This window comes from Kosakonia sacchari SP1 (genome assembly GCF_000300455.3).
Taxonomy (GTDB): domain Bacteria; phylum Pseudomonadota; class Gammaproteobacteria; order Enterobacterales; family Enterobacteriaceae; genus Kosakonia; species Kosakonia sacchari.
Window position 1 is genome coordinate 1 of record NZ_CP007215.2, and the last position, 21,612, is coordinate 21,612.

The following is a 21,612-nucleotide window of genomic DNA, read 5'->3' on the forward strand; positions in this document are numbered from 1 at the left end:
GTGTCACTTTCGCTTTGGCAGCAGTGTCTTGCCCGATTGCAGGATGAGTTACCAGCCACAGAATTTAGTATGTGGATACGCCCATTGCAGGCGGAACTGAGCGATAACACGCTGGCTTTGTATGCGCCAAACCGTTTTGTCCTCGACTGGGTTAGGGACAAATACCTTAATAATATCAACGGGCTGCTGAATGATTTCTGCGGCACGGATGTTCCGCAGTTGCGTTTTGAAGTGGGCACCCGCCCGGTTAGCCAGACCCTGAAAGAACCAGCCGTTGTCGCTGCGCCCGCGCAGGCGGCGCAAGTGGTTGTACAGCGTGCGGCACCTGCGGCTCGCCCTGGTTGGGATAATGTCCCGGCGCCAGCAGAACCGACCTACCGCTCAAACGTAAACGTGAAACATACCTTTGATAACTTCGTTGAAGGTAAGTCTAACCAGCTGGCTCGTGCGGCGGCTCGTCAGGTTGCCGATAACCCCGGCGGTGCGTATAACCCATTGTTTTTATATGGCGGAACCGGTCTCGGTAAAACGCACTTGTTGCATGCGGTGGGTAACGGCATTGTGGCGCGAAAGCCCAACGCGAAAGTGGTGTATATGCACTCCGAGCGCTTTGTCCAGGACATGGTAAAAGCCCTGCAAAACAATGCGATCGAAGAGTTTAAACGCTACTACCGCTCCGTTGACGCCCTGCTGATCGACGATATTCAATTCTTTGCCAATAAAGAACGATCCCAGGAAGAGTTTTTCCACACCTTTAACGCCTTGCTTGAAGGCAATCAGCAGATCATTTTGACGTCGGATCGTTATCCAAAAGAGATCAACGGCGTTGAGGATCGTCTGAAATCCCGCTTCGGCTGGGGGTTAACGGTGGCGATCGAGCCGCCGGAGCTGGAAACTCGCGTCGCGATCCTGATGAAAAAGGCCGACGAAAACGATATTCGTCTGCCGGGTGAAGTGGCCTTCTTTATTGCTAAGCGCCTGCGCTCTAACGTGCGTGAACTGGAAGGGGCGCTGAACCGCGTTATCGCCAACGCCAACTTTACTGGCCGCGCGATTACTATCGATTTTGTCCGTGAGGCGCTGCGCGATTTGCTGGCGTTGCAGGAAAAACTGGTCACCATCGACAATATTCAAAAGACGGTGGCGGAGTATTACAAGATCAAGGTAGCGGATCTGCTGTCGAAGCGTCGATCCCGTTCGGTAGCCCGCCCGCGTCAGATGGCGATGGCGCTGGCAAAGGAGTTGACCAACCACAGTCTGCCGGAAATCGGCGATGCATTTGGTGGTCGCGACCATACTACCGTGCTGCACGCCTGCCGTAAGATTGAGCAGTTGCGTGAAGAAAGCCATGATATCAAAGAAGATTTTTCCAATTTAATCAGAACATTATCTTCGTGACGCTATGAAATTTACCGTTGAACGTGAACACTTATTAAAGCCGCTGCAACAGGTAAGCGGCCCGCTGGGCGGACGTCCGACATTGCCTATCCTCGGTAATCTGCTGCTGCAGGTTACTGAAGGCGCGTTGTCGCTGACCGGTACCGATCTCGAAATGGAGATGGTGGCGCGCCTTGCGTTAGTCCAGCCGCATGAACAGGGAGCGACCACCGTACCGGCGCGTAAATTCTTCGACATCTGTCGCGGTCTGCCGGAAGGCGCCGAAATCGCTGTGCAGCTGGAAGGCGAACGTATGCTGATCCGTTCCGGACGCAGCCGTTTCTCTCTTTCTACACTGCCTGCTGCAGATTTCCCGAATCTGGACGACTGGCAAAGCGAAGTGGAGTTCACGCTCCCGCAGGCCACCATGAAACGCCTGATCGAAGCGACACAGTTTTCGATGGCGCATCAGGATGTACGTTACTACTTAAACGGGATGCTGTTTGAAACCGAAGGCGAAGAGTTGCGCACGGTTGCCACTGACGGCCACCGTCTGGCGGTCTGCTCAATGCCGATTGGTCAGGCGTTACCGAACCATTCGGTGATCGTGCCGCGTAAAGGGGTGATTGAGCTGATGCGTATGCTCGACGGCGGTGATACGCCGCTGTGCGTGCAGATTGGCAGCAATAACATCCGTGCGCACGTTGGCGATTTCATTTTTACCTCCAAGCTGGTTGATGGCCGTTTCCCGGATTATCGCCGCGTATTGCCGAAAAACCCGGATAAAACTCTCGAAGCGGGCTGCGATTCGCTGAAACAGGCATTTGCCCGCGCGGCGATCCTCTCTAACGAGAAATTCCGCGGCGTGCGTCTGTATGTCAGTGAGAACCAAATCAAAATCACCGCCAACAACCCGGAGCAGGAAGAAGCGGAAGAGTTTCTCGACGTCACCTACGGCGGGAGCGAAATGGAAATCGGCTTTAACGTCAGCTACGTGCTGGACGTACTGAATGCGCTGAAATGTGAAAATGTGCGCATTCTGCTGACGGATTCGGTTTCGAGTGTGCAGATTGAGGATGCGGCGAGCCAAAGCGCAGCCTATGTTGTTATGCCCATGCGTTTGTAGTGATTAAAAGGGGCTGGTTTACTTGCCATTTCGCCTTCCGGCAGTGCTCGAAATGCTCACGTACTTCGTGTACGCTCCGCTTTCTGTGCGCTGGCGGTAGACGAACTGGCTGCGATACTCATGCCCCTGGACTGATGCTCTGAACTATGTCACTGACCCGCCTTCTTATTAAAGACTTCCGTAACATTGAGAATGCGGATCTCGCGCTCTCCCCTGGTTTTAATTTTCTGGTTGGTGCTAACGGCAGCGGCAAAACCAGCGTGCTGGAAGCGATCTATACGCTCGGACATGGGCGGGCGTTTCGCAGTTTGCAAATCGGTCGCGTGATCCGCCATGAGCAGGAATCTTTTGTTCTGCACGGGCGGTTACAGGGCGAAGAGCGGGAAACGGCAATAGGCCTGACTAAAGACAAACTCGGCGACAGCAAAGTGCGCATTGACGGCACCGACGGCCACAAAGTCGCGGAACTGGCGCTGCTGATGCCGATGCAGCTGATCACGCCTGAGGGATTTACTTTACTTAACGGCGGCCCCAAATACCGTAGAGCGTTCCTTGACTGGGGATGCTTCCACAACGAAACCGGTTTTTTCACCGCCTGGAGCAATCTCAAGCGTTTGCTGAAACAGCGTAACGCCGCGTTGCGCCAGGTGAGCCACTACGCGCAGCTTCGTCCGTGGGACAAAGAACTTATCCCGCTGGCCGAGCAAATCAGCCGCTGGCGTGCGGAATACAGCACCGCTATCGCTGAAGATATGGCGGATACCTGCCAACAATTTTTGCCGGAGTTTTCTCTGACTTTCTCTTTTCAGCGCGGATGGGAGAAAGAGACGGACTACGGCGACGTGCTGGAGCGCAATTTTGAGCGCGACCGCATGCTGACCTACACCGCGCACGGCCCGCACAAGGCGGATTTCCGCATTCGTGCGGACGGCGCGCCGGTAGAAGACACGCTGTCGCGCGGGCAGCTAAAACTCCTGATGTGCGCGCTGCGTCTGGCGCAGGGCGAGTTTTTAACGCGCGAGAGCGGACGACGCTGTTTATACCTGATAGATGATTTTGCCTCAGAACTTGATGACGCGAAGCGCGGGCTGTTAGCCAGCCGCTTAAAAGCGACGCAGTCACAGGTTTTCGTCAGCGCTATTAGCGCTGATCACGTGATGGACATGTCGGACAAAAATTCGAAGATGTTCACCGTGGAAAAGGGTAAAATAACGGATTAACCCAAGATTAAATGAGCGAGAAACGTTGATGTCGAATTCTTATGACTCCTCCAGTATCAAAGTCCTGAAAGGGCTGGATGCGGTGCGTAAGCGCCCGGGTATGTATATCGGCGATACGGATGACGGCACCGGTCTGCACCACATGGTATTCGAGGTGGTAGATAACGCTATCGACGAAGCGCTCGCAGGGTACTGTAAAGATATTATCGTCACTATTCATAGCGATAACTCTGTCTCCGTACAGGATGATGGTCGTGGTATTCCTACCGGTATTCACCCTGAAGAGGGAGTTTCCGCTGCGGAAGTGATCATGACCGTTCTGCACGCAGGCGGTAAGTTCGACGATAACTCCTATAAAGTTTCCGGCGGCTTGCACGGCGTGGGTGTTTCCGTGGTTAACGCCCTGTCGCAGAAGCTGGAACTGGTTATCCAGCGCGATAACAAAGTTCACCGCCAGATTTATGAGCACGGCGTTCCGCAGGCACCGCTGGCAGTTACCGGTGACACCGAAAAAACCGGGACGATGGTGCGTTTCTGGCCGAGCTATGAAACCTTCACCAACGTGACTGAATTCGAATATGAGATTCTGGCGAAGCGCCTGCGTGAGCTGTCATTCCTGAACTCTGGCGTGTCTATCCGCCTGCGCGATAAGCGCGACGGCAAAGAAGATCACTTCCATTATGAAGGCGGCATCAAGGCGTTTGTTGAATACCTCAACAAGAACAAAACGCCGATCCACCCGAATATCTTCTATTTCTCCACCGAAAAAGACGGTATCGGCGTCGAAGTTGCCCTGCAATGGAACGATGGTTTCCAGGAGAACATCTACTGCTTTACCAACAACATTCCGCAGCGCGATGGCGGTACTCACCTTGCAGGTTTCCGCGCGGCGATGACCCGTACGCTTAATGCCTATATGGATAAAGAGGGCTACAGCAAGAAAGCCAAAGTCAGCGCCACAGGCGATGATGCCCGTGAAGGTCTGATTGCGGTCGTGTCTGTAAAAGTGCCGGACCCGAAATTCTCCTCGCAGACCAAAGATAAACTGGTCTCTTCTGAGGTGAAATCGGCGGTAGAACAGCAGATGAACGAACTGCTCAATGAATACCTGCTGGAAAACCCGTCCGACGCGAAAATCGTGGTAGGCAAAATTATCGACGCAGCACGTGCGCGTGAAGCGGCACGTAAAGCGCGTGAAATGACCCGCCGTAAAGGCGCGCTGGATCTTGCCGGCTTGCCAGGCAAACTGGCGGATTGCCAGGAACGCGACCCGGCGTTGTCCGAACTCTACCTGGTGGAAGGGGACTCCGCGGGCGGTTCTGCGAAGCAGGGCCGTAACCGTAAAAACCAGGCGATTCTGCCGCTGAAAGGCAAAATCCTGAACGTTGAGAAAGCGCGTTTCGATAAGATGCTCTCTTCGCAGGAAGTGGCGACGCTTATCACGGCGTTGGGCTGCGGCATTGGCCGCGATGAGTACAACCCGGATAAACTGCGTTATCACAGCATCATCATCATGACCGATGCGGACGTCGATGGTTCGCACATCCGTACGCTGCTGCTGACCTTCTTCTACCGTCAGATGCCGGAAATTGTTGAGCGCGGCCATGTCTACATTGCACAGCCGCCGTTGTACAAAGTGAAAAAAGGTAAGCAAGAGCAGTACATCAAAGATGATGAAGCGATGGATCAGTACCAGATCGCAATCGCCCTTGATGGCGCCACCCTGCATACCAACGCCAGCGCGCCTGCGTTAGCCGGTGAACCGCTGGAAAAACTGGTCGCTGAGTACAACGCGGTGCAGAAAATGATTGGTCGCATGGAGCGCCGTTTCCCGCGCGCGCTGCTGAAAGAGCTGGTGTATCAACCGACGCTGGCCGAAGCTGACCTTTCCGACGAACAGAAAGTGACGCGCTGGGTCAATGCCCTGGTTACTGAGCTTAACGAAAAAGAGCAGCACGGTAGCCAGTGGAAGTACGATGTGCGTGTTAATAGCGAGCTGAATCACTTCGAGCCGATTATCCGCGTGCGTACGCATGGCGTCGACACGGATTATCCGCTGGATAACGAGTTTGTTATCGGTGGCGAATACCGTCGTCTCTGCGCGTTGGGTGAAAAACTGCGTGGTCTGATTGAAGAAGACGCCTTTATTGAACGCGGCGAGCGCCGTCAGCCGGTTGCCAGCTTCGAGCAAGCGCTGGACTGGCTGGTGAAAGAGTCACGCCGTGGTCTCGCTATCCAGCGTTATAAAGGTCTGGGCGAAATGAACCCGGATCAGCTGTGGGAAACCACTATGGATCCGGACAGCCGCCGTATGCTGCGCGTAACCGTCAAAGACGCGATTGCTGCAGACCAGTTGTTCACCACGCTGATGGGCGATGCGGTTGAACCGCGCCGCGCCTTTATCGAAGAGAACGCCCTCAAAGCGGCGAATATCGATATCTGATCCGCTGTTTCCCCTCTCCATCCGGAGAGGGGAAAATTTAAAAGAGGCACTTCCCGCCCCGTTTCTATCCCCCTTTTCCCGCCATCTCCGTGCTGTTTTTTGAGCGGAATCGCGTTAGCATGAGCCTGGAAATATCTCATCTGGGGATCTCATGGCTATTAAACTTATTGCAATCGATATGGACGGCACGCTGCTGCTGCCGGACCACACCATCTCTCCTGCAGTTAAAAACGCGATCGCCGCTGCGCGCGAACGCGGTATTAACGTGGTGCTGACTACCGGTCGGCCTTACGCGGGCGTACACAGCTACATGAAAGAGCTGCATATGGAACGGGAAGGAGATTATTGCATTACCTATAACGGCGCACTGGTACAGAATGCCCGCGATGGCAGCACTGTCGCGCAAACTGCGCTGAGCTATGATGATTATCGCTATCTGGAAAAACTCTCCCGCGAAGTGGGCTCGCACTTTCACGCGCTGGATCGCACTACGCTCTACACCGCTAACCGCGACATCAGCTACTACACCGTGCATGAATCGTATGTCGCCACCATTCCGCTGGTGTTCTGTGAAGCGGAAAAAATGGATCCGGCAATCCAGTTGCTGAAAGTGATGATGATTGATGAACCAACCATTCTCGATCAGGCCATTGCCCGTATTCCGCAGGAAGTGAAAGAGAAATATACCGTGCTGAAGAGCGCGCCGTACTTTCTCGAAATCCTCGATAAACGCGTGAACAAAGGCACCGGCGTCAAATCGCTGGCCGATGCGCTGAATATCAAACAAGAGGAGATCATGGCGATTGGCGATCAGGAAAATGACATCGCGATGATTGAATACGCCGGCGTTGGCGTGGCGATGGATAACGCCATTCCGGCGGTGAAAGAGGCGGCGAATTTTGTCACCAAATCAAACCTGGAAGACGGCGTTGCCTACGCGATTGAGAAATTTGCCCTGAACTAAGCCGCAACATGCGCAAGGGCGTTATGCCCTTGCTGCGGTTGTCGGTTTTTCTGCAGTCAGTGGGATATGCGCAACACCGCTTTGCATGATCCATTTGCGTAACCATGGTGTGGTCAGAATGCGGTTTTTGATGATTTTTCCCAGCAGTTTTACGCGTAATCCCCGCGTTTTTCGGCGATAGAGGGTATTCGCATTGTCCGGCGTACTACAAAGCACGCCGCTGAGTATTTCGGCGCTATCCAGCGCATAGCTGATGCCTTCGAGCGAGCTGGCGCTGATAAAACCGGCCGCTTCACCAATCAAAAACGCATTATCTTCTCCACAGACAAAATCGCCCCAGCGCGACGGGCATAACACCGTACATTTCTCGCTTTTTACCACTTCGCCGAAGCGAAAGTCGAACGCTTCCAGCCGCGTTTTCAGCGCCTCAAAATTTTCACGGCTGTTTTTCAACGCAAACGCGCCGCCAAAAATAAAGTAACCCTCTTTGCTGATGCTCCACGCGTAACAATCGGTGGTCGCGTTATCAAAAACACAGGAGTAGAACGGCTGTGGATGTCGGTCTTTAAACCACTGTTGCAGCGCGACATATTTACGAATGTCATGCGCCGGGTAGAGCGCCCGTCTCACCATTGAGTTTGCGCCGTCTGCGCCCACCAGATAACGGCATGTCACAGTGGATTCCGCACCTTCGGCGCAAAATGTCAGATGCCAGAGATCGTTTTCGCGCCAGATTTTTCGGCACAGCGCATCGTGGTAAACATTGACCGAGGGTGGAATCAACGATTTCATCCACAAATCAAACGCGTGACGATCGATATTCAGATAGCTGCGCTGATAGTTTCGCGTAATGCCGCTTTGCACATCGACCGTACGCACGCTAAAAATCTGCGGATCGGCCATCACCTGCACCGGAAGCGTAATACCTGCACGGATAAACGCCCGCTGCGCATCGGGTGCCAGCAGCCCACCGCAAGGTTTTTTAAAGCCGCGATTGCCTTGCTGCTGCTTTTTATCCAGCGCGATAACGCAGAGGTTCCCGGCTAACTGTCGCGCCAGCGCCGCGCCTGCTGGCCCAAGACCGATTATTGCCACGTCAAAATGTTGCATCATTTCCTCCTGTGTCGAGCGAGGAAGGCTAAACCGTGTCTGTGAAGAGACCGTGAAGTGCAGAGTAGGCGGATCCCGCGCATTGCGATACCCTGAGGAGACATTATGGCTTCAGGGTCTTTCCATGAAACAGCTCACCTTTGCCCCACGCAATCATCAACTTACCAATATCAACACCTGGACTGCGGACAGCCAGTGGCTGGTTTTTGATGTTCGCCCTTCTGGCGCATCGTTTACCGGTAAAACCATTGAGCGGGTCAATGTGCGCAACGGTGACGTTGAGGTGCTGTATACCGCAACACACGGTGCGCATGTCGGGGTGGTGACGGTGAACCCGACAGCGCAAGAGTATGTCTTTATCCACGGTCCGGAAAACCCGGACGCCAGCTGGCAGTATGATTTTCACCATCGGCGCGGTGTGGTGTCGGCAAACGGTATCGCCCGTAATCTTGATGCGCTGGACATTACCGCGCCTTACACGCCCGGTGCATTGCGCGGCGGCACCCATGTACATGTGTTCAGCCCGAATGGGGAGCTTGTGAGCTTCACGTATAACGACCATGTATTGCACGAACGCGATCCGGCCCTGGATTTACGCAATGTCGGCGTTTCGGTGCCGTTTGGCCCGGTAACGCCGCCTTGTACGCATCCACGCGAATATGGCGGAAGCCACTGGAGTGTTTTGGTCAGCCGCACAACGCCCGTGCCGCAACCGGGCAGCGATGAGATAAACCGAGCGTATGAAGAGGGTTGGGTGGGCAACCAGCGTCTGGCGTTTATCGGCGATACCTTATCGCTCAGCGGTGAAAAAGTGCCGGAGCTGTTTATTGTTGCGCTTCCCGGCGATGAGCAGGGCTGGAAAACACCGGGTGATGCGCCGCTGGCGGGTAGTGAACAAACTCTGCCCGCGCCGCCAAAAGGTGTGATGCAAAAACGCCTGACATTTACCCATCACCGCCGCTACCCAGGATTAGTGAATGTGCCGCGTCACTGGGTGCGCAGCAATCCGCAAGGCACGGCAATCGCCTTTCTGATGCGTGACGACAATGGCATTGTGCAATTGTGGCTGATAAGCCCGGACGGCGGCGAACCGCGCCAGTTAACGCATACCACACACGGAATTCAGTCAGCTTTTAACTGGCACCCTTCCGGCGAGGCGCTGGGGTTTGTGCTGGAAAATCGTCTCGCGATGTGCGATGCGCAGTATGGCGATATCACCTTTTTGAGCGCCGATCATGCAAACCCGCCATCGGCAGATGCGGTCGTGTTTTCACCGGATGGTAAGCAGATTGCCTGGATGGAAGAGGTGGATGGTTTCCGCCAGCTATGGATGACGGAAACCGGCTGATAATTTAATGCGCCGGCATGGGCGCGGGGGGGATCACCGAATCGGTCGCCAGCGAGGCTTTCTCGCTCTGTTCCACCCGCGATTTAAGAGAATTATCGCGGCGGAAAAGATCCCACGGCAGCAACAGCGTATCCAGGATGGCGGTAAAGGGCATATCCAGCACCACCAGTGATTTCGTGCCAATGCCGGTGTCATCATCAGACAGCATCGCCGAACTGGCGCGTGTGCCGGGGTACGTCCCCTCTTTGCCGCCAGTATGCGACATCACGCTTGAACATCCCGACAACACCATCCCGCTGAGCAATGCAGAAACTATCAGAATCGTTTTCATTTTCGATTTGTCATCGTTGTTTATTGTTTGAATGCTATCCAGGGGGTTATAGCCTCCCGAACGAGAAAGCGACAGCATTCGAGCTCCGCTCTGTGGCGGCATTCGCACTTTAACCATTTGTGCTGCAACCCCAGTCTATGCGTTGTGCCAGAAAGTGCAAAAAAAAGTCCGAATTGTGGGCTTGAAAACCTCTCCTTCAGCCATATTTTAGGAATGTAGCCCGGGAACATGCCGGAAGGGTGTTCGGCTACGTTACTGGCCTGTCCATTGTGGAAGGCATAAAAATCTCGCTGATTTCAGGAGCTTTAACTATGCGTAACTTCGACCTTTCCCCGCTTTATCGTTCAGCCATTGGTTTTGACCGTCTGTTTAACCTGCTGGAAAACAACCAGAACCAGAGCAATGGCGGTTACCCTCCGTACAACGTCGAGTTAGTGGATGAAAACCACTATCGCATCGCTATTGCTGTGGCCGGTTTCGCTGAAAGCGAGCTGGAAATCACCGCCCAGGACAACCTGCTGGTGGTGAAAGGTTCCCATACTGACGAACAAAAAGAGCGCACTTACCTCTATCAGGGCATCGCCGAACGCAACTTCGAGCGCAAATTCCAGTTGGCGGAAAATATCCACGTTAAAGGCGCCAATCTGGTCAACGGCCTGCTGTATGTCGATTTAGAACGCGTGATCCCGGAAGAGAAAAAACCGCGTCGTATCGAAATTAACTAATTATGCAGGGTCGCGACTGGCGGCCCGTCCCAAACATGCTCGCCGACAGGGAGCATATGTGAGCTTACGCGCTCGCAGGTATTCACTCGCTTCTTAGAAGGAGAAACACAATGCGTAACTACGATTTATCCCCGCTGCTGCGTCAATGGATCGGCTTCGACAAACTGGCCAACGCCCTGCAAAGCACCAGTGAGCAGCAGGCGTTTCCGCCCTACAACATTGAGAAGGGCGACGACAATCACTACCGCATTACCCTCGCGCTGGCCGGTTTCCGCCAGGAAGAGCTGGATATCCAGCTGGAAAATGGGCGCTTAACCGTTAAAGGTACGCCGGAAAAACCGGCTAACGAGCCGAAATGGCTGCATCAGGGGCTGGTGATCCAGCCGTTTAGCCTGAGCTTTACGCTGGCCGACTATATGGAAGTCTCCGGCGCGACCTTCACCAACGGCCTGTTGCATATCGATCTGCTGCGTAATGTGCCGGAAAGTGCCGCGCCACAGCGCATTGCCATCAGCAACCGCCCGGCGTTAAACAGCTAACGGTTAATAACGAAAAGGCTCCGCACGCGGAGCCTTTTTTGTTTATGCCCGCACGCTCTGCAAGAAGCGGTGACGCCAGGGTTTCAGCACAAAAAATGCCAGCAAAGCACAGAGAATATCCAGTGTAATGGCGCAGCCAAACACCAGATCCCAGCTACCGGTTTTCTGGTACAGCAGCGCCGCCAGCGGGCCGCCGAAAATCGAACCAATCCCCTGAGAAATATAGAGCCAGCCGTAATTCGAAGTGGCATGCTGCGTGCCGAAGGTGTCGGTGAGCGTAGCGGGAAACAGGGAGAAAATCTCGCCCCAGCCGAAAAATACCACCCCGGAAAGCAGCACAAACAGCAGCGGATCGTCTTTGCACAGCAACCACAGCGCCATTGCGCAGCCTTCCAGGCCAAAAGCGATAAACATCATGTTTTCTCGCCCAATCCGATCCGAAATATACCCGCACACCGGGCGCGTTAAGCCATTCATAAAACGGTCGATGGTCATTGCCAGCGGCAGCGCTGCCATGCCCATTACCGTGACGGTGGTGATGCCGAAATCCTCAGCGAAAATAGCCATCTGCGACGTCACCATCAGTCCTGAGGTCGACATCATGGTCATCATCGCAAACATCAACCAGAACAGCGGCTTGCGCAGCATCTCTTTCGGCGCAAAACTTCTGGCGCTCATCTTCAGATTACTGGTGACGTCTTCTGTTCGGCTGCTGTACGGTGCCCGTAGCCCCTGGCTGGCGAGAAACCCGATGACCGCCATCAGCAGGCCAAATTGCCACAGCGTATTCTCCAGCCCTTTGGCGGCCAGTGATTGCGTCACCGGGAAAGTCGTCAGGATCGCGCCCATACCGTAGCCCGCCGCCACCATCCCTGTGGCAAATCCGCGTTTTTCCGGGAACCATCGCACCATCAGGCCAACCACGCCGATATAAACAATGCCGGTGCCAAGGCCGCCCAGTACGCCGTAATAGAGATAGAGTTCCGTCAGGCTGCTGATGGTGGCGGTCAGCATCCAGCTTACGCCGCTCAACACCGTGCCGATGGCAATCAGCCGCCGTGGGCCAAACTTATCAATTAACCGTCCCTGAAAGGGGGAGAAGAAGGTTTGCAGAATAATCAGTAGCGAAAAGGTGAGCTGTATTTCCGCCAGCGGTACGTGCAGTTTTTCCATAAACGGCCGCGTCAGCAGCGCCCAGACATACTGCGGGCTGGAAATGGAAACCATGCACAACAGGCCCCGCGCCAGTTGCATCCACTTTTTCGGGCTTGCTACCACCACGTTGGTCAATGTTGTATTTGTCATTCTGCCACCCTGTTGTTAACAAAAGTGGTCTTTTGCATTAACTATGCCATAACCTGTTGTTGCGGCTGGAATTACGCAGATGCTTAGCAAGCATAGGGTTTGAACCCATCCTGACGCGGAGAGACAGGCGAACAGCGCTGCTTTGATTCGGGGCAAGCGTCATTTGTTGGTGCAATTTTCGCCGCATCACGAAGCAGAGAAAATCCCTGCACTTTGTGCAGCATCACCCATACAGTTATTACAGCTTCTGCCAATATTCCTGTAGTCATCATGTACAGGGAAAAGATCATGAGTGATATCGCGTTAACCGTAAGCGTTCTGGCACTCGTTGCTGTCGTCGGGTTATGGATAGGTAATCTGAAGATTCGCGGCATCGGGTTTGGCATCGGTGGTGTGCTGTTCGGTGGGATAATCGTCGGCCACTTTGTTGATCAACTGGGCATTCCGTTAAGCAGCCCAATGCTGTTATTTGTGCAGGAGTTCGGCCTGATCCTGTTTGTTTATACCATTGGCATTCAGGTCGGGCCGGGCTTCTTCGCCTCACTACGCGTCTCCGGCCTGCGGCTGAATCTGTTCGCTATTCTGATAGTCCTTCTCGGCGGGCTGGTCACTGCCATTCTGTATAAGTTGTTCGCTATTCCGCTGCCGGTGGTGCTGGGAATTTTCTCCGGCGCGGTAACCAACACCCCGGCGCTCGGCGCGGGGCAACAAATTCTGCGTGATTTGGGCATTGCAGGCCCGGTGCTGGATCAGATGGGCATGAGCTACGCGATGGCTTATCCGTTCGGCATCTGCGGGATTTTGCTCAGCATGTGGTTACTGCGTGTACTGTTCCGTGTCAATGTGGATGAGGAAGCGCGTAAGCACGACGCCACGCTCAGTAACGGAACATCGCTAATTCGTACCATCAATATTCGCGTGGAAAACCCGAACCTCAACAAGATGGCGATTCAGGACGTGCCCATCCTCAACAGCGATAAAATCATCTGCTCGCGCCTAAAACGCGGTGAGTTGTTGATGGTGCCTTCGCCGGGCACGCTGATTGAAGCCGGAGACTTGCTGCATCTGGTCGGTTTACCGAAAGATCTGCATAACGCACAAGTGGTCATCGGCCAGGAAGTCGATGTCTCATTGTCCACGCGCGGTACGGATTTGCGGGTAGAGCGCGTGGTGGTGACCAACGAAAAAGTGCTGGGGAAAAAAATCCGCGATCTGCACTTTAAAGAGCGCTACGACGTCGTAATCTCGCGCCTTAACCGCGCCGGGGTTGAGCTGGTGGCCAGCAGCGACGCCAGCCTGCAGTTCGGCGATATTCTCAACCTCGTAGGAAGGCCATCGGCGATTGACGCCGTCGCCAATGAGGTCGGCAATGCGCAGCATAAACTGCAACAAGTGCAGATGTTGCCGGTGTTTATCGGTATTGGCCTCGGCGTGTTATTGGGATCGGTGCCGGTGTTTATTCCCGGTTTCCCTGCGGCGTTGAAATTGGGGCTGGCCGGTGGGCCGCTGATTATGGCGCTTATCCTTGGGCGTATCGGTAGTATCGGCAAGCTATATTGGTTTATGCCGCCCAGCGCCAACCTGGCGCTGCGGGAACTGGGTATTGTGCTGTTTCTGGCGGTGGTCGGGCTGAAATCCGGCGGGGATTTTATCGCCACGCTGACCCACGGCGATGGGGTGAAATGGATGTGGTACGGCATTTTCATTACCGCCGTTCCGCTGATAACCGTCGGTTTGCTGGCGCGGATGCTGGCGAAGATGAACTACCTGACTTTGTGCGGCATGCTGGCCGGGTCGATGACCGATCCGCCCGCGCTGGCCTTCGCTAATGCGCTGCACCCGACCAGCGGCGCAGCGGCACTCTCCTATGCCACGGTCTATCCGTTGGTGATGTTTCTGCGCATTATCACACCGCAATTACTGGCGGTGATCTTCTGGGGTATGGGCTAACGGCGTTTCCGGGTGGATACGCCGCAAATGGTAATCCACTTGGTAATCGCGGGTGTTACGGAACATCACCGAGTAGTTAAGAAACTCGCCACTGTCGCTGTAGGAAAGGGAGGTGATGCGCAGCAGTGGCGTTTGCTCCTGGATGTTCAATGTTTGCGCCAGTTGCTTATCCGCCAGTACTGGCGTCAGGCTTTCGTAGTTGCCACTAATCGTTATGCCGCACTCTTTTTCAATGTAATCAAACTTTGACCCTTCAAGGTGCGCCAATGAGAGCGTGCGGAACAGTTTCACCGGCATATAGCTATCTTCCAGCATCAGCGGTTTGCCCTCGACATAGCGAACCCGGCGCGAAAAGTAGATGCGTTCATTAATTTGGATGCGTAACTGGCTGGCTATCGCCGGTGGCGCAGGCATCACTTCAAACAGCAGCACTTTGCTGTGTACCTCTTTGCCCTGCTGGCGCAGCACCTCCACCAGCCCGGTAAGATTGGTGGTTTCGTGGTGCACATCCTTACGCGCGACAAAAGTACCGCTGCCGTGACGGCGCACCACCAGCCCCCACACCACCAGCAGATCAACCGCTTTTCGGATTGTCATTCGCGCTACGCCAAATTCCTGCGCCAGCGTTTTTTCACCCGGTAAGGGGCTACCAACGTTGTAATCCGATGAATTCAGCCGCAGACGCAGCCGCTCAGCAATCGATTTATAGATCACCTGTAGACCTCTTTATGCCTCATAAGGGGAGTCACCTCATTGAAGATGTCCATTTTTAACGCAAAAAGTAGACCTGAAGGGGCGAAATAAAACCATGAAAGGGATCACGGAACGCAGCGGCGTCTCCTGCCGGCTGGCAGGTGAATTCATATGCTCACTTCAGGCCACCAAAACATAACAAGGCCTCTCCCCTACAGGTTGTTTCATGAGGATTTAAAAATGCTCAGTCAAATACAACGTTTCGGCGGCGCAATGTTTACCCCGGTGCTGCTTTTTCCCTTTGCGGGCATGGTGGTGGGTATCGCTATTATGCTGCGCAACCCGCTTTTCGTCGGCGAAGCCTTAACCGCGCCCGATAACCTCTTCGCGCAGATTGTGCATATTATCGAAGAGGGTGGCTGGACCGTGTTTCGCAATATGCCGCTGCTGTTCGCCGTTGGCTTACCGATTGGCCTGGCAAAACAAGCGCAGGGCCGCGCTTGCCTCGCGGTGCTGATCAGCTTTTTAACCTGGAACTACTTTATCAACGCCATGGGGATGACCTGGGGTCACTTCTTTGGCGTGGATTTCTCCGCTGAACCGACCGCAGGCAGCGGTCTTACGCTGATCGCCGGAATTAAAACACTCGATACCAGCATTATTGGCGCGATCGTGATTTCCGGGATTGTCACCGCCATTCATAACCGTTTCTTTGAAAAGCCATTACCGGTCTTTCTGGGGATTTTCCAGGGGACGTCGTTTGTGGTGATTATCGCCTTTCTGGTGATGATCCCCTGCGCGTGGTTAACCCTACTCGGCTGGCCAAAAGTGCAGTTGGGCATTGAATCCTTACAGGCCTTTTTACGCTCTGCCGGTGCGCTGGGCGTGTGGGTTTATACCTTCCTGGAACGCATTCTGATCCCGACCGGGTTGCACCACTTTGTCTATGGTCCGTTTATCTTCGGCCCGGCGGCGGTGGAAGGCGGGATCCAGATTTACTGGGCGCAGCACTTACAAGAATTCAGCCAGAGCACCGAGCCGCTGAAAGCCTTGTTTCCGGAAGGTGGGTTTGCGCTGCACGGTAACTCGAAAGTTTTCGGTTCTGTCGGTATCGCGCTGGCATTGTGGTACACCGCTGCGCCGGAAAACCGCGTCAAAGTTGCCGGCCTGCTGATCCCCGCCACACTCACTGCTGTACTGGTGGGCATTACCGAACCGCTGGAATTTACCTTCCTGTTTATCTCGCCGCTGCTGTTCGCCGTTCACGCGGTACTCGCCGCGTCCATGGCGACGGTGATGTACAGCTTCGGCGTCGTCGGCAACATGGGCGGCGGGTTGCTCGACCAGTTCCTGCCACAAAACTGGATCCCGATGTTCCATAACCATGCGGCGATGGTGTTCACCCAAATCGCTATTGGTCTGTGCTTTACCGCGCTCTACTTCGTGGTTTTCCGCACATTGATTGTGCGCTTTAACCTGAAAACCCCGGGCCGGGAAGAGAGCGAAATTAAACTCTACAGCAAAGCCGACTACAAAGCCGCGCGCGGGCAAACCACGGCGGCGGCAGCGAATACCCAACTCGGTCAGGCAGCCGGTTTCCTGCAGGCGCTGGGTGGCAGCGCAAATATTGAAAGCGTGAATAACTGTGCCACAAGGCTGCGTATCGCGCTGATCGATATGGCGAAAACGCAAAGTGATGACGTCTTTAAAGCACTGGGTGCGCACGGTGTGGTGCGTCGCGGCAACGGTATCCAGGTGATTGTCGGGCTGCATGTCCCGCAGGTGCGCGACCAAATCGAATCGTTAATGAAAACCCCTTTAATCCCCGAACCATCTACCATGACAGAGGCTGTATCATGAAAAAATTCTCCGTTGTTATTGCCGGTGGCGGCAGCACCTTTACGCCGGGTATCGTATTGATGTTACTGGCTAATCGCGATCGTTTTCCGCTGCGGACGCTGAAGTTCTATGACAATGACGGCGCGCGCCAGGAAACTATCGCTGAAGCCTGCAAAATCATCCTGCGGGAGCAGGCACCGGATATTGAATTTAGCTACACCACCGATCCGCAAGCGGCCTTTACCGATGTCGACTTTGTGATGGCGCACATTCGCGTCGGCAAATATCCAATGCGCGAACAGGATGAAAAAATCCCGTTGCGCCACGGTGTTGTCGGCCAGGAAACCTGTGGGCCTGGCGGCATTGCTTACGGCATGCGCTCGATTGGCGGCGTGCTGGAGCTGGTGGACTATATGGAAAAATACTCCCCGAACGCATGGATGCTGAACTACTCCAACCCGGCCGCGATCGTGGCGGAATCGACGCGCCGCCTGCGTCCACAAGCCAAAATCCTCAATATCTGCGATATGCCCATCGGCATTGAAGGGCGCATGGCGCAGATTGTGGGTCTGCAGGATCGCAAACAGATGCGGGTGCGCTATTACGGGCTCAACCACTTCGGCTGGTGGACATCGATTGAAGATTTGGACGGCAACGATTTGATGCAGAAATTACGCGAATATGTGGCGAAAAACGGCTATGTACCACCTGCAAAAGATGAACATACCGAAGCAAGCTGGAACGATACGTTCGCTAAGGCGAAAGATGTGCAGGCGCTTGACCCGGATACCATGCCGAACACCTATCTGAAGTATTACCTCTTCCCGGATTATGTGGTGGCGCACTCCAATCCTGAACGTACCCGCGCCAATGAAGTGATGGATCACCGTGAAAAGCAGGTGTTTGGCTCCTGTCGCGCCATTATCGAAGCGGGTAAATCATCGGCCGGTGAGCTGGAAATCGACGAACATGCGTCGTATATCGTCGATCTAGCGACCGCCATCGCCTTCAATACTCAGGAGCGCATGCTGCTGATTGTGCCGAACAACGGCGCGATCCATAACTTTGACGCTGACGCGATGGTGGAGATCCCCTGCCTGGTGGGTAAAAACGGCCCGCAACCGCTCACGGTTGGCGATATCCCCCATTTCCAGAAAGGGCTGATGAGCCAGCAGGTTGCCGTTGAAAAACTGGTGGTCGATGCCTGGGAACAGCGCTCTTATCAGAAGTTATGGCAGGCGATCACGTTATCGAAAACCGTCCCCAGCGCTTCTGTCGCTAAAGCCATTCTGGATGATTTAGTCGAAGCCAATAAAGCGTTCTGGCCTGAGTTGCATTAATCCCCGCGACCGGCATCGTCAGGATGCCGGTCCTTACTCTGAAACGTGTCGAAAAAATTCACCGTATCCGCTACTTTGTTGACCAGTAGAGCAACAAGGAGCCTCCATGAAAATCTCCCGCGTCGGCGAAGCGCCGGACTACCGCTTCTCACTGGCGAACGAACGTACTTTCCTTGCATGGATCCGCACGGCGCTTGGTTTTCTGGCGGCCGGTGTGGGTCTGGATCAGTTAGCACCGGAATTTGCCACGCCGCTGATTCGCGAAGTGCTGGCGCTGCTACTGTGTCTCTTCGCAGGCGGGCTGGCGTTGTATGGCTATCTGCGCTGGCTGGGCAATGAAAAAGCGATGCGCCTGAAAGAGGATCTGCCTTACACCCGCGCGCTGCTGGTGATAAGCGTTATTCTGCTGGCGGTTGCGCTGGTGGTGATGGTGCTGGTTTTCTATGGCGGATAACCGTAAAGCACGCCGCGAAAAAGATCCCGGCCTGCAGCCGGAACGCACGTCGCTGGCGTGGCTGCGCACGTTGTTCGGCTACGGCGCGCTGATGGCGCTGGCGGTCAGACATAACTGGCAGCATTCGGGGCTACCGTTTTGGATCTCGCTGGCGGTACTCCTGTGTGTGGCGCTTCTGCTCTGGCGCTACACACATAAACGTATCTTAATGGATGTGAACAAAAGTGATTTCGTCTTATCTGGCGCGGTTCGTGACAAATTGTTGATCTCCCTCGCGGTGCTCTCCCTCGCATTACTGTTTGCTGTAACGCATATCCGTCAATTACTCCTGATTTTCTGAGGAACACCGCATGCCAGGCTGCCACGTTATGGCCAAGCCCGCCAGTTCTCGCTGCACTCTTCACTGCCGCTACTGCTGTTACATTGAAAAGCAGCAACAAAAGGTTATGGATGATGCCACGCTGCAGGCGTTTATTCGCCAGCAGATCGACGCCCAACCGGGCAATGTCGTGCCGTTTGCCTGGCAAGGTGGTGAACTCACCCTCAGCGGGTTGGATTTCTTTCGTCGGGTTGCTGCGTTCCAGGCGAAGTTCGCTAATGGCAAACGAATCGAAAATGCCTTTCAAACTAACGGGATTTTGCTGAACGATGCCTGGTGTCGCTTCTTTCGCGAGCACGGCTGGTTAGTCGGTATCTCTATTGATGGCCCGGCAGAGATGTATAACGCTTACCGCGTTAACCGTAGCGGCACGCCGTCACACCATAACGTCATCAACGCGATTCAACGGCTGGCGAAACACGGCGTGGAATACAAGCTGCTCTGCATCGTTAACAACCTCAACAGCCAGCAGCCGCAGCGCTTGTACCAGTACCTGCGCTCGCTCGGTACGCCGTTTTTGCAGTTTATCCCGCTGGTGGAACAGGATGAGCAGGGAAATTTAACGGCGGAATCGGTGAGCGGCGAGACGTGGGGGCGTTTCCTGATCACGGTTTTTGATTGCTGGGTACGCGAGGATATTGGCCGGGTTTATGTTCAGTTATTTGATTCAACGCTCGGCGTCTGGCGTGGTGACCCGTCGCAAATCTGTCCCATCGGCGAAACCTGCGGTCACGCCTTGGCGCTGGACGCGAACGGCGATCGATACCAGTGCTATCACTACGTTTACCCGGCCTGTCAGCCTGACAACTTGCCCCCCATTCCAATTGAAGAGATGAATCTCAACCACGAGGCTGTCGTTTTGGGGCAGAGCAATAAAAACACCCTGCACGATGACTGCCGCCGTTGCGATGTGCTGCGCTTTTGCCAGGGCGACTGCCCGAAGCACCGCTTTGTGCAGGGAAAAAGTGCGTTATGCCACGGCTACTTGCACTTTTTCAACCATACCGCGCCGCATATGCGCGTTATGCGTGACCTGCTTAAACAGCGGCGTTCACCGATGGAGTTAATGTCTTTTATGCGCAACCACCGCTGAATCAGCGCGCGTTCGCCAGGTATTGCGTCATCTCTTCTGCCGGAACCATACCGCCGCCCGTCGCCCACACCAGATGGGTGGCTTGCGCCAGTTGCGCCTGGCTAAAGCCGTGAAGCTGATGGTAATCGCGCGCTTCACTGATCTGTTTCGGCCCCGGCATGCCTGCCAGCGCCGACGGTTCCAGTAAAATGTTCTCTTCCTGCGCCAGTAACCCCAGCAGGTTATAAAGTGTTTGGTCATCGACGGTATAAAAGCCGTCCAGCAGGCGTTCCATGGCGCGGCCAACAAAACCCGACGCGCGCCCGACGGCCAGCCCATCAGCGGCGGTCTGGTTATCAATGCCTAAATCCTGCACCGCAATACCGTCATGCAGACCGGTGTATATGCCAAGCAGCATGCACGGCGAATGCGTCGGTTCGGCAAAAATACAGTGCACATCATCACCAAACGCCAGCTTCAGGCCGAACGCCACACCGCCAGGGCCGCCGCCAACGCCGCAGGGAAGATAGACAAACAGCGGATGGTCTTTATCGACCACTTTACCGATGCGGGCAAACTGATCTTTCAGGCGCTGCCCGGCGACGGCATAGCCGAGGAACAGCGTGCGCGAGTTTTCATCATCAATAAAAAAGCAGTTCGCGTCCGCTTGTGCCGCGCGGCGCCCTTGCTCAACGGCAACACCGTAATCTTCGGCATACTCCACCACGTTCACCCCATGGCAGCGCAGCAGGGCTTTTTTCCAGGCGCGGGCATCAGCAGACATATGTACTGTTACGCGAAAACCGAGGCGCGCACTGATAATGCCAATCGACAGCCCGAGGTTGCCGGTCGAACCGACGGCGATACTGTACTGGCTAAAAAAGCGAGTGAATTCCGGCGAGAGCAGGCGGCTGTAATCGTCTTGCGGCGTCAGCAAACCGGCGGCGAAAGCGAGTTTTTCCGCATGGGTCAGCACTTCATAAATGCCGCCGCGCGCTTTGATAGATCCCGAAATCGGCAAGTGGCTGTCTTTTTTCAGCCATAGCTCACCGGTGATGGTTTGCCCCAGACGGTGCTGCATTGCCGGGATCGGTATCACGTCGGATTCAATGATGCCGCCGCTGGCAGCGGTTTCCGGAAACGCTTTCGCAATAAAAGACGCAAAGCGGGTCAGGCGGGCGTGCGCGTCGCTCACATCTTGCGGTGTCAGACCAACATGCGGCAAAGCCTCGGCAACCGAGGTAGTATTAGGGTTAAACCAGCGCGTTTCTTGCAAATCAATAAGGCGTTGCACTAGCGGGTCGTGCTGGATGAGCTTCTGGAGGTCGGCGTTTTTCATCGGTTCTTCATCATCGAAAGCGGATGGTTAAAGAAAACAGGAATACGCCGTCGGTGCA

Annotated in this window: 19 protein-coding genes and 1 other annotated feature; of the genes, 14 read left to right on the forward strand and 5 right to left on the reverse strand. The window is 54.7% G+C overall.

Features of this window, described 5'->3' with window-relative positions:
• From dnaA to yidA, 5 genes are all read left to right on the forward strand, one after another.
• A complete protein-coding gene (gene dnaA, locus C813_RS00005; RefSeq protein WP_017458072.1) occupies positions 1-1,398 on the forward strand; it encodes a chromosomal replication initiator protein DnaA in 1,398 nt (465 codons plus the stop codon).
• 4 nt (positions 1,399-1,402) lie between these two features.
• The gene (dnaN, locus tag C813_RS00390; RefSeq protein WP_017458073.1) at positions 1,403-2,503 is read left to right on the forward strand and encodes a DNA polymerase III subunit beta; all 1,101 of its coding nucleotides are present in this window, start codon (positions 1,403-1,405) and stop codon (positions 2,501-2,503) included.
• A gap of 146 nt (positions 2,504-2,649) precedes the next feature.
• Entirely contained in the window at positions 2,650-3,723 is a 1,074-nt protein-coding gene (gene recF, locus C813_RS01770) for a DNA replication/repair protein RecF (protein WP_017458074.1), read from the forward strand.
• 28 nt (positions 3,724-3,751) lie between these two features.
• Positions 3,752-6,166 (forward strand): DNA topoisomerase (ATP-hydrolyzing) subunit B, encoded by a 2,415-nt coding sequence (gene gyrB, locus C813_RS02240; protein ID WP_017458075.1) that lies wholly within the window; start codon positions 3,752-3,754, stop codon positions 6,164-6,166.
• 151 nt (positions 6,167-6,317) lie between these two features.
• Positions 6,318-7,130 carry a sugar-phosphatase gene (gene yidA, locus C813_RS02290; RefSeq protein WP_017458076.1) on the forward strand — a complete coding sequence of 271 codons (813 nt, stop codon included), beginning with the start codon at positions 6,318-6,320 and terminating at the stop codon, positions 7,128-7,130.
• Positions 7,131-7,151: 21 nt separating this feature from the next.
• Here the strand turns inward: yidA and C813_RS02310 are convergent, their stop codons facing one another.
• Positions 7,152-8,240: an FAD-binding protein gene (locus tag C813_RS02310; RefSeq protein ID WP_017458077.1), complete on the reverse strand. Its 1,089-nt coding sequence runs from the start codon at positions 8,238-8,240 to the stop codon at positions 7,152-7,154.
• 124 nt (positions 8,241-8,364) lie between these two features.
• On the opposite strand from C813_RS02310, the gene C813_RS02460 reads away from it, so the two are divergent.
• Positions 8,365-9,588, forward strand: a complete 1,224-nt coding sequence (locus C813_RS02460) for a DUF3748 domain-containing protein (protein ID WP_017458078.1) — start codon at positions 8,365-8,367, stop codon at positions 9,586-9,588.
• Between the two features lie 4 nt (positions 9,589-9,592).
• On the opposite strand, the gene C813_RS02785 is transcribed toward C813_RS02460, so the two are convergent.
• On the reverse strand, positions 9,593-9,919 hold the full coding sequence (locus tag C813_RS02785; RefSeq protein ID WP_025263785.1) for a YceK/YidQ family lipoprotein: 327 nt from the start codon (positions 9,917-9,919) through the stop codon (positions 9,593-9,595).
• A gap of 242 nt (positions 9,920-10,161) precedes the next feature.
• Positions 10,162-10,237 (forward strand) — a sequence feature (ROSE (Repression Of Heat Shock gene Expression) occurs in the 5'-region of heat shock genes and acts as an RNA thermometer to modulate expression.).
• Here C813_RS02785 and ibpA point away from each other — a divergent pair.
• Positions 10,231-10,644 carry a small heat shock chaperone IbpA gene (gene ibpA, locus C813_RS03390; protein ID WP_017458080.1) on the forward strand — a complete coding sequence of 138 codons (414 nt, stop codon included), beginning with the start codon at positions 10,231-10,233 and terminating at the stop codon, positions 10,642-10,644. Its footprint overlaps the feature before it by 7 nt.
• Positions 10,645-10,754: 110 nt before the next feature.
• Positions 10,755-11,183, forward strand: coding sequence for a small heat shock chaperone IbpB (ibpB, locus tag C813_RS03495; protein ID WP_017458081.1), 429 nt, complete (start codon positions 10,755-10,757; stop codon positions 11,181-11,183).
• A 42-nt stretch (positions 11,184-11,225) separates the two neighbouring features.
• Here ibpB and oxlT read toward each other — a convergent pair whose 3' ends face one another.
• Positions 11,226-12,488: an oxalate/formate MFS antiporter gene (gene oxlT / locus C813_RS03895; protein WP_017458082.1), complete on the reverse strand. Its 1,263-nt coding sequence runs from the start codon at positions 12,486-12,488 to the stop codon at positions 11,226-11,228.
• Between the two features lie 288 nt (positions 12,489-12,776).
• Between oxlT and C813_RS04365 the strand changes: the two genes are divergently transcribed.
• Complete coding sequence (locus C813_RS04365) at positions 12,777-14,438, forward strand: putative transporter (protein ID WP_017458083.1); 1,662 nt, start codon at positions 12,777-12,779, stop codon at positions 14,436-14,438.
• Here the strand turns inward: C813_RS04365 and C813_RS05525 are convergent.
• Positions 14,406-15,152 carry a GntR family transcriptional regulator gene (locus C813_RS05525; RefSeq protein WP_017458084.1) on the reverse strand — a complete coding sequence of 249 codons (747 nt, stop codon included), beginning with the start codon at positions 15,150-15,152 and terminating at the stop codon, positions 14,406-14,408. The two genes, C813_RS04365 and C813_RS05525, sit on opposite strands and share 33 nt — an antisense overlap.
• Before the next feature lie 219 nt (positions 15,153-15,371).
• Between C813_RS05525 and C813_RS05960 the strand changes: the two genes are divergently transcribed.
• The 5 genes from C813_RS05960 to C813_RS07520 all read left to right on the forward strand — a co-directional run bounded on the left by C813_RS05960 (position 15,372) and on the right by C813_RS07520 (position 20,236).
• Complete coding sequence (locus C813_RS05960) at positions 15,372-16,991, forward strand: alpha-glucoside-specific PTS transporter subunit IIBC (RefSeq protein ID WP_017458085.1); 1,620 nt, start codon at positions 15,372-15,374, stop codon at positions 16,989-16,991.
• The gene (locus C813_RS06055) at positions 16,988-18,310 is read left to right on the forward strand and encodes a 6-phospho-alpha-glucosidase (protein WP_017458086.1); all 1,323 of its coding nucleotides are present in this window, start codon (positions 16,988-16,990) and stop codon (positions 18,308-18,310) included. The genes C813_RS05960 and C813_RS06055 overlap by 4 nt, the downstream gene beginning before the upstream one ends.
• 106 nt (positions 18,311-18,416) lie before the next feature.
• Entirely contained in the window at positions 18,417-18,764 is a 348-nt protein-coding gene (locus C813_RS06565; protein ID WP_017458087.1) for a YidH family protein, read from the forward strand.
• Complete coding sequence (locus tag C813_RS06660; protein ID WP_017458088.1) at positions 18,754-19,104, forward strand: DUF202 domain-containing protein; 351 nt, start codon at positions 18,754-18,756, stop codon at positions 19,102-19,104. The genes C813_RS06565 and C813_RS06660 overlap by 11 nt, the downstream gene beginning before the upstream one ends.
• Before the next feature lie 10 nt (positions 19,105-19,114).
• Positions 19,115-20,236 carry an anaerobic sulfatase maturase gene (locus C813_RS07520; protein WP_017458089.1) on the forward strand — a complete coding sequence of 374 codons (1,122 nt, stop codon included), beginning with the start codon at positions 19,115-19,117 and terminating at the stop codon, positions 20,234-20,236.
• A gap of 1 nt (position 20,237) precedes the next feature.
• On the opposite strand, the gene dsdA is transcribed toward C813_RS07520, so the two are convergent.
• A complete protein-coding gene (gene dsdA, locus C813_RS08565) occupies positions 20,238-21,554 on the reverse strand; it encodes a D-serine ammonia-lyase (RefSeq protein ID WP_017458090.1) in 1,317 nt (438 codons plus the stop codon).
• Positions 21,555-21,612 lie beyond the last annotated feature (58 nt).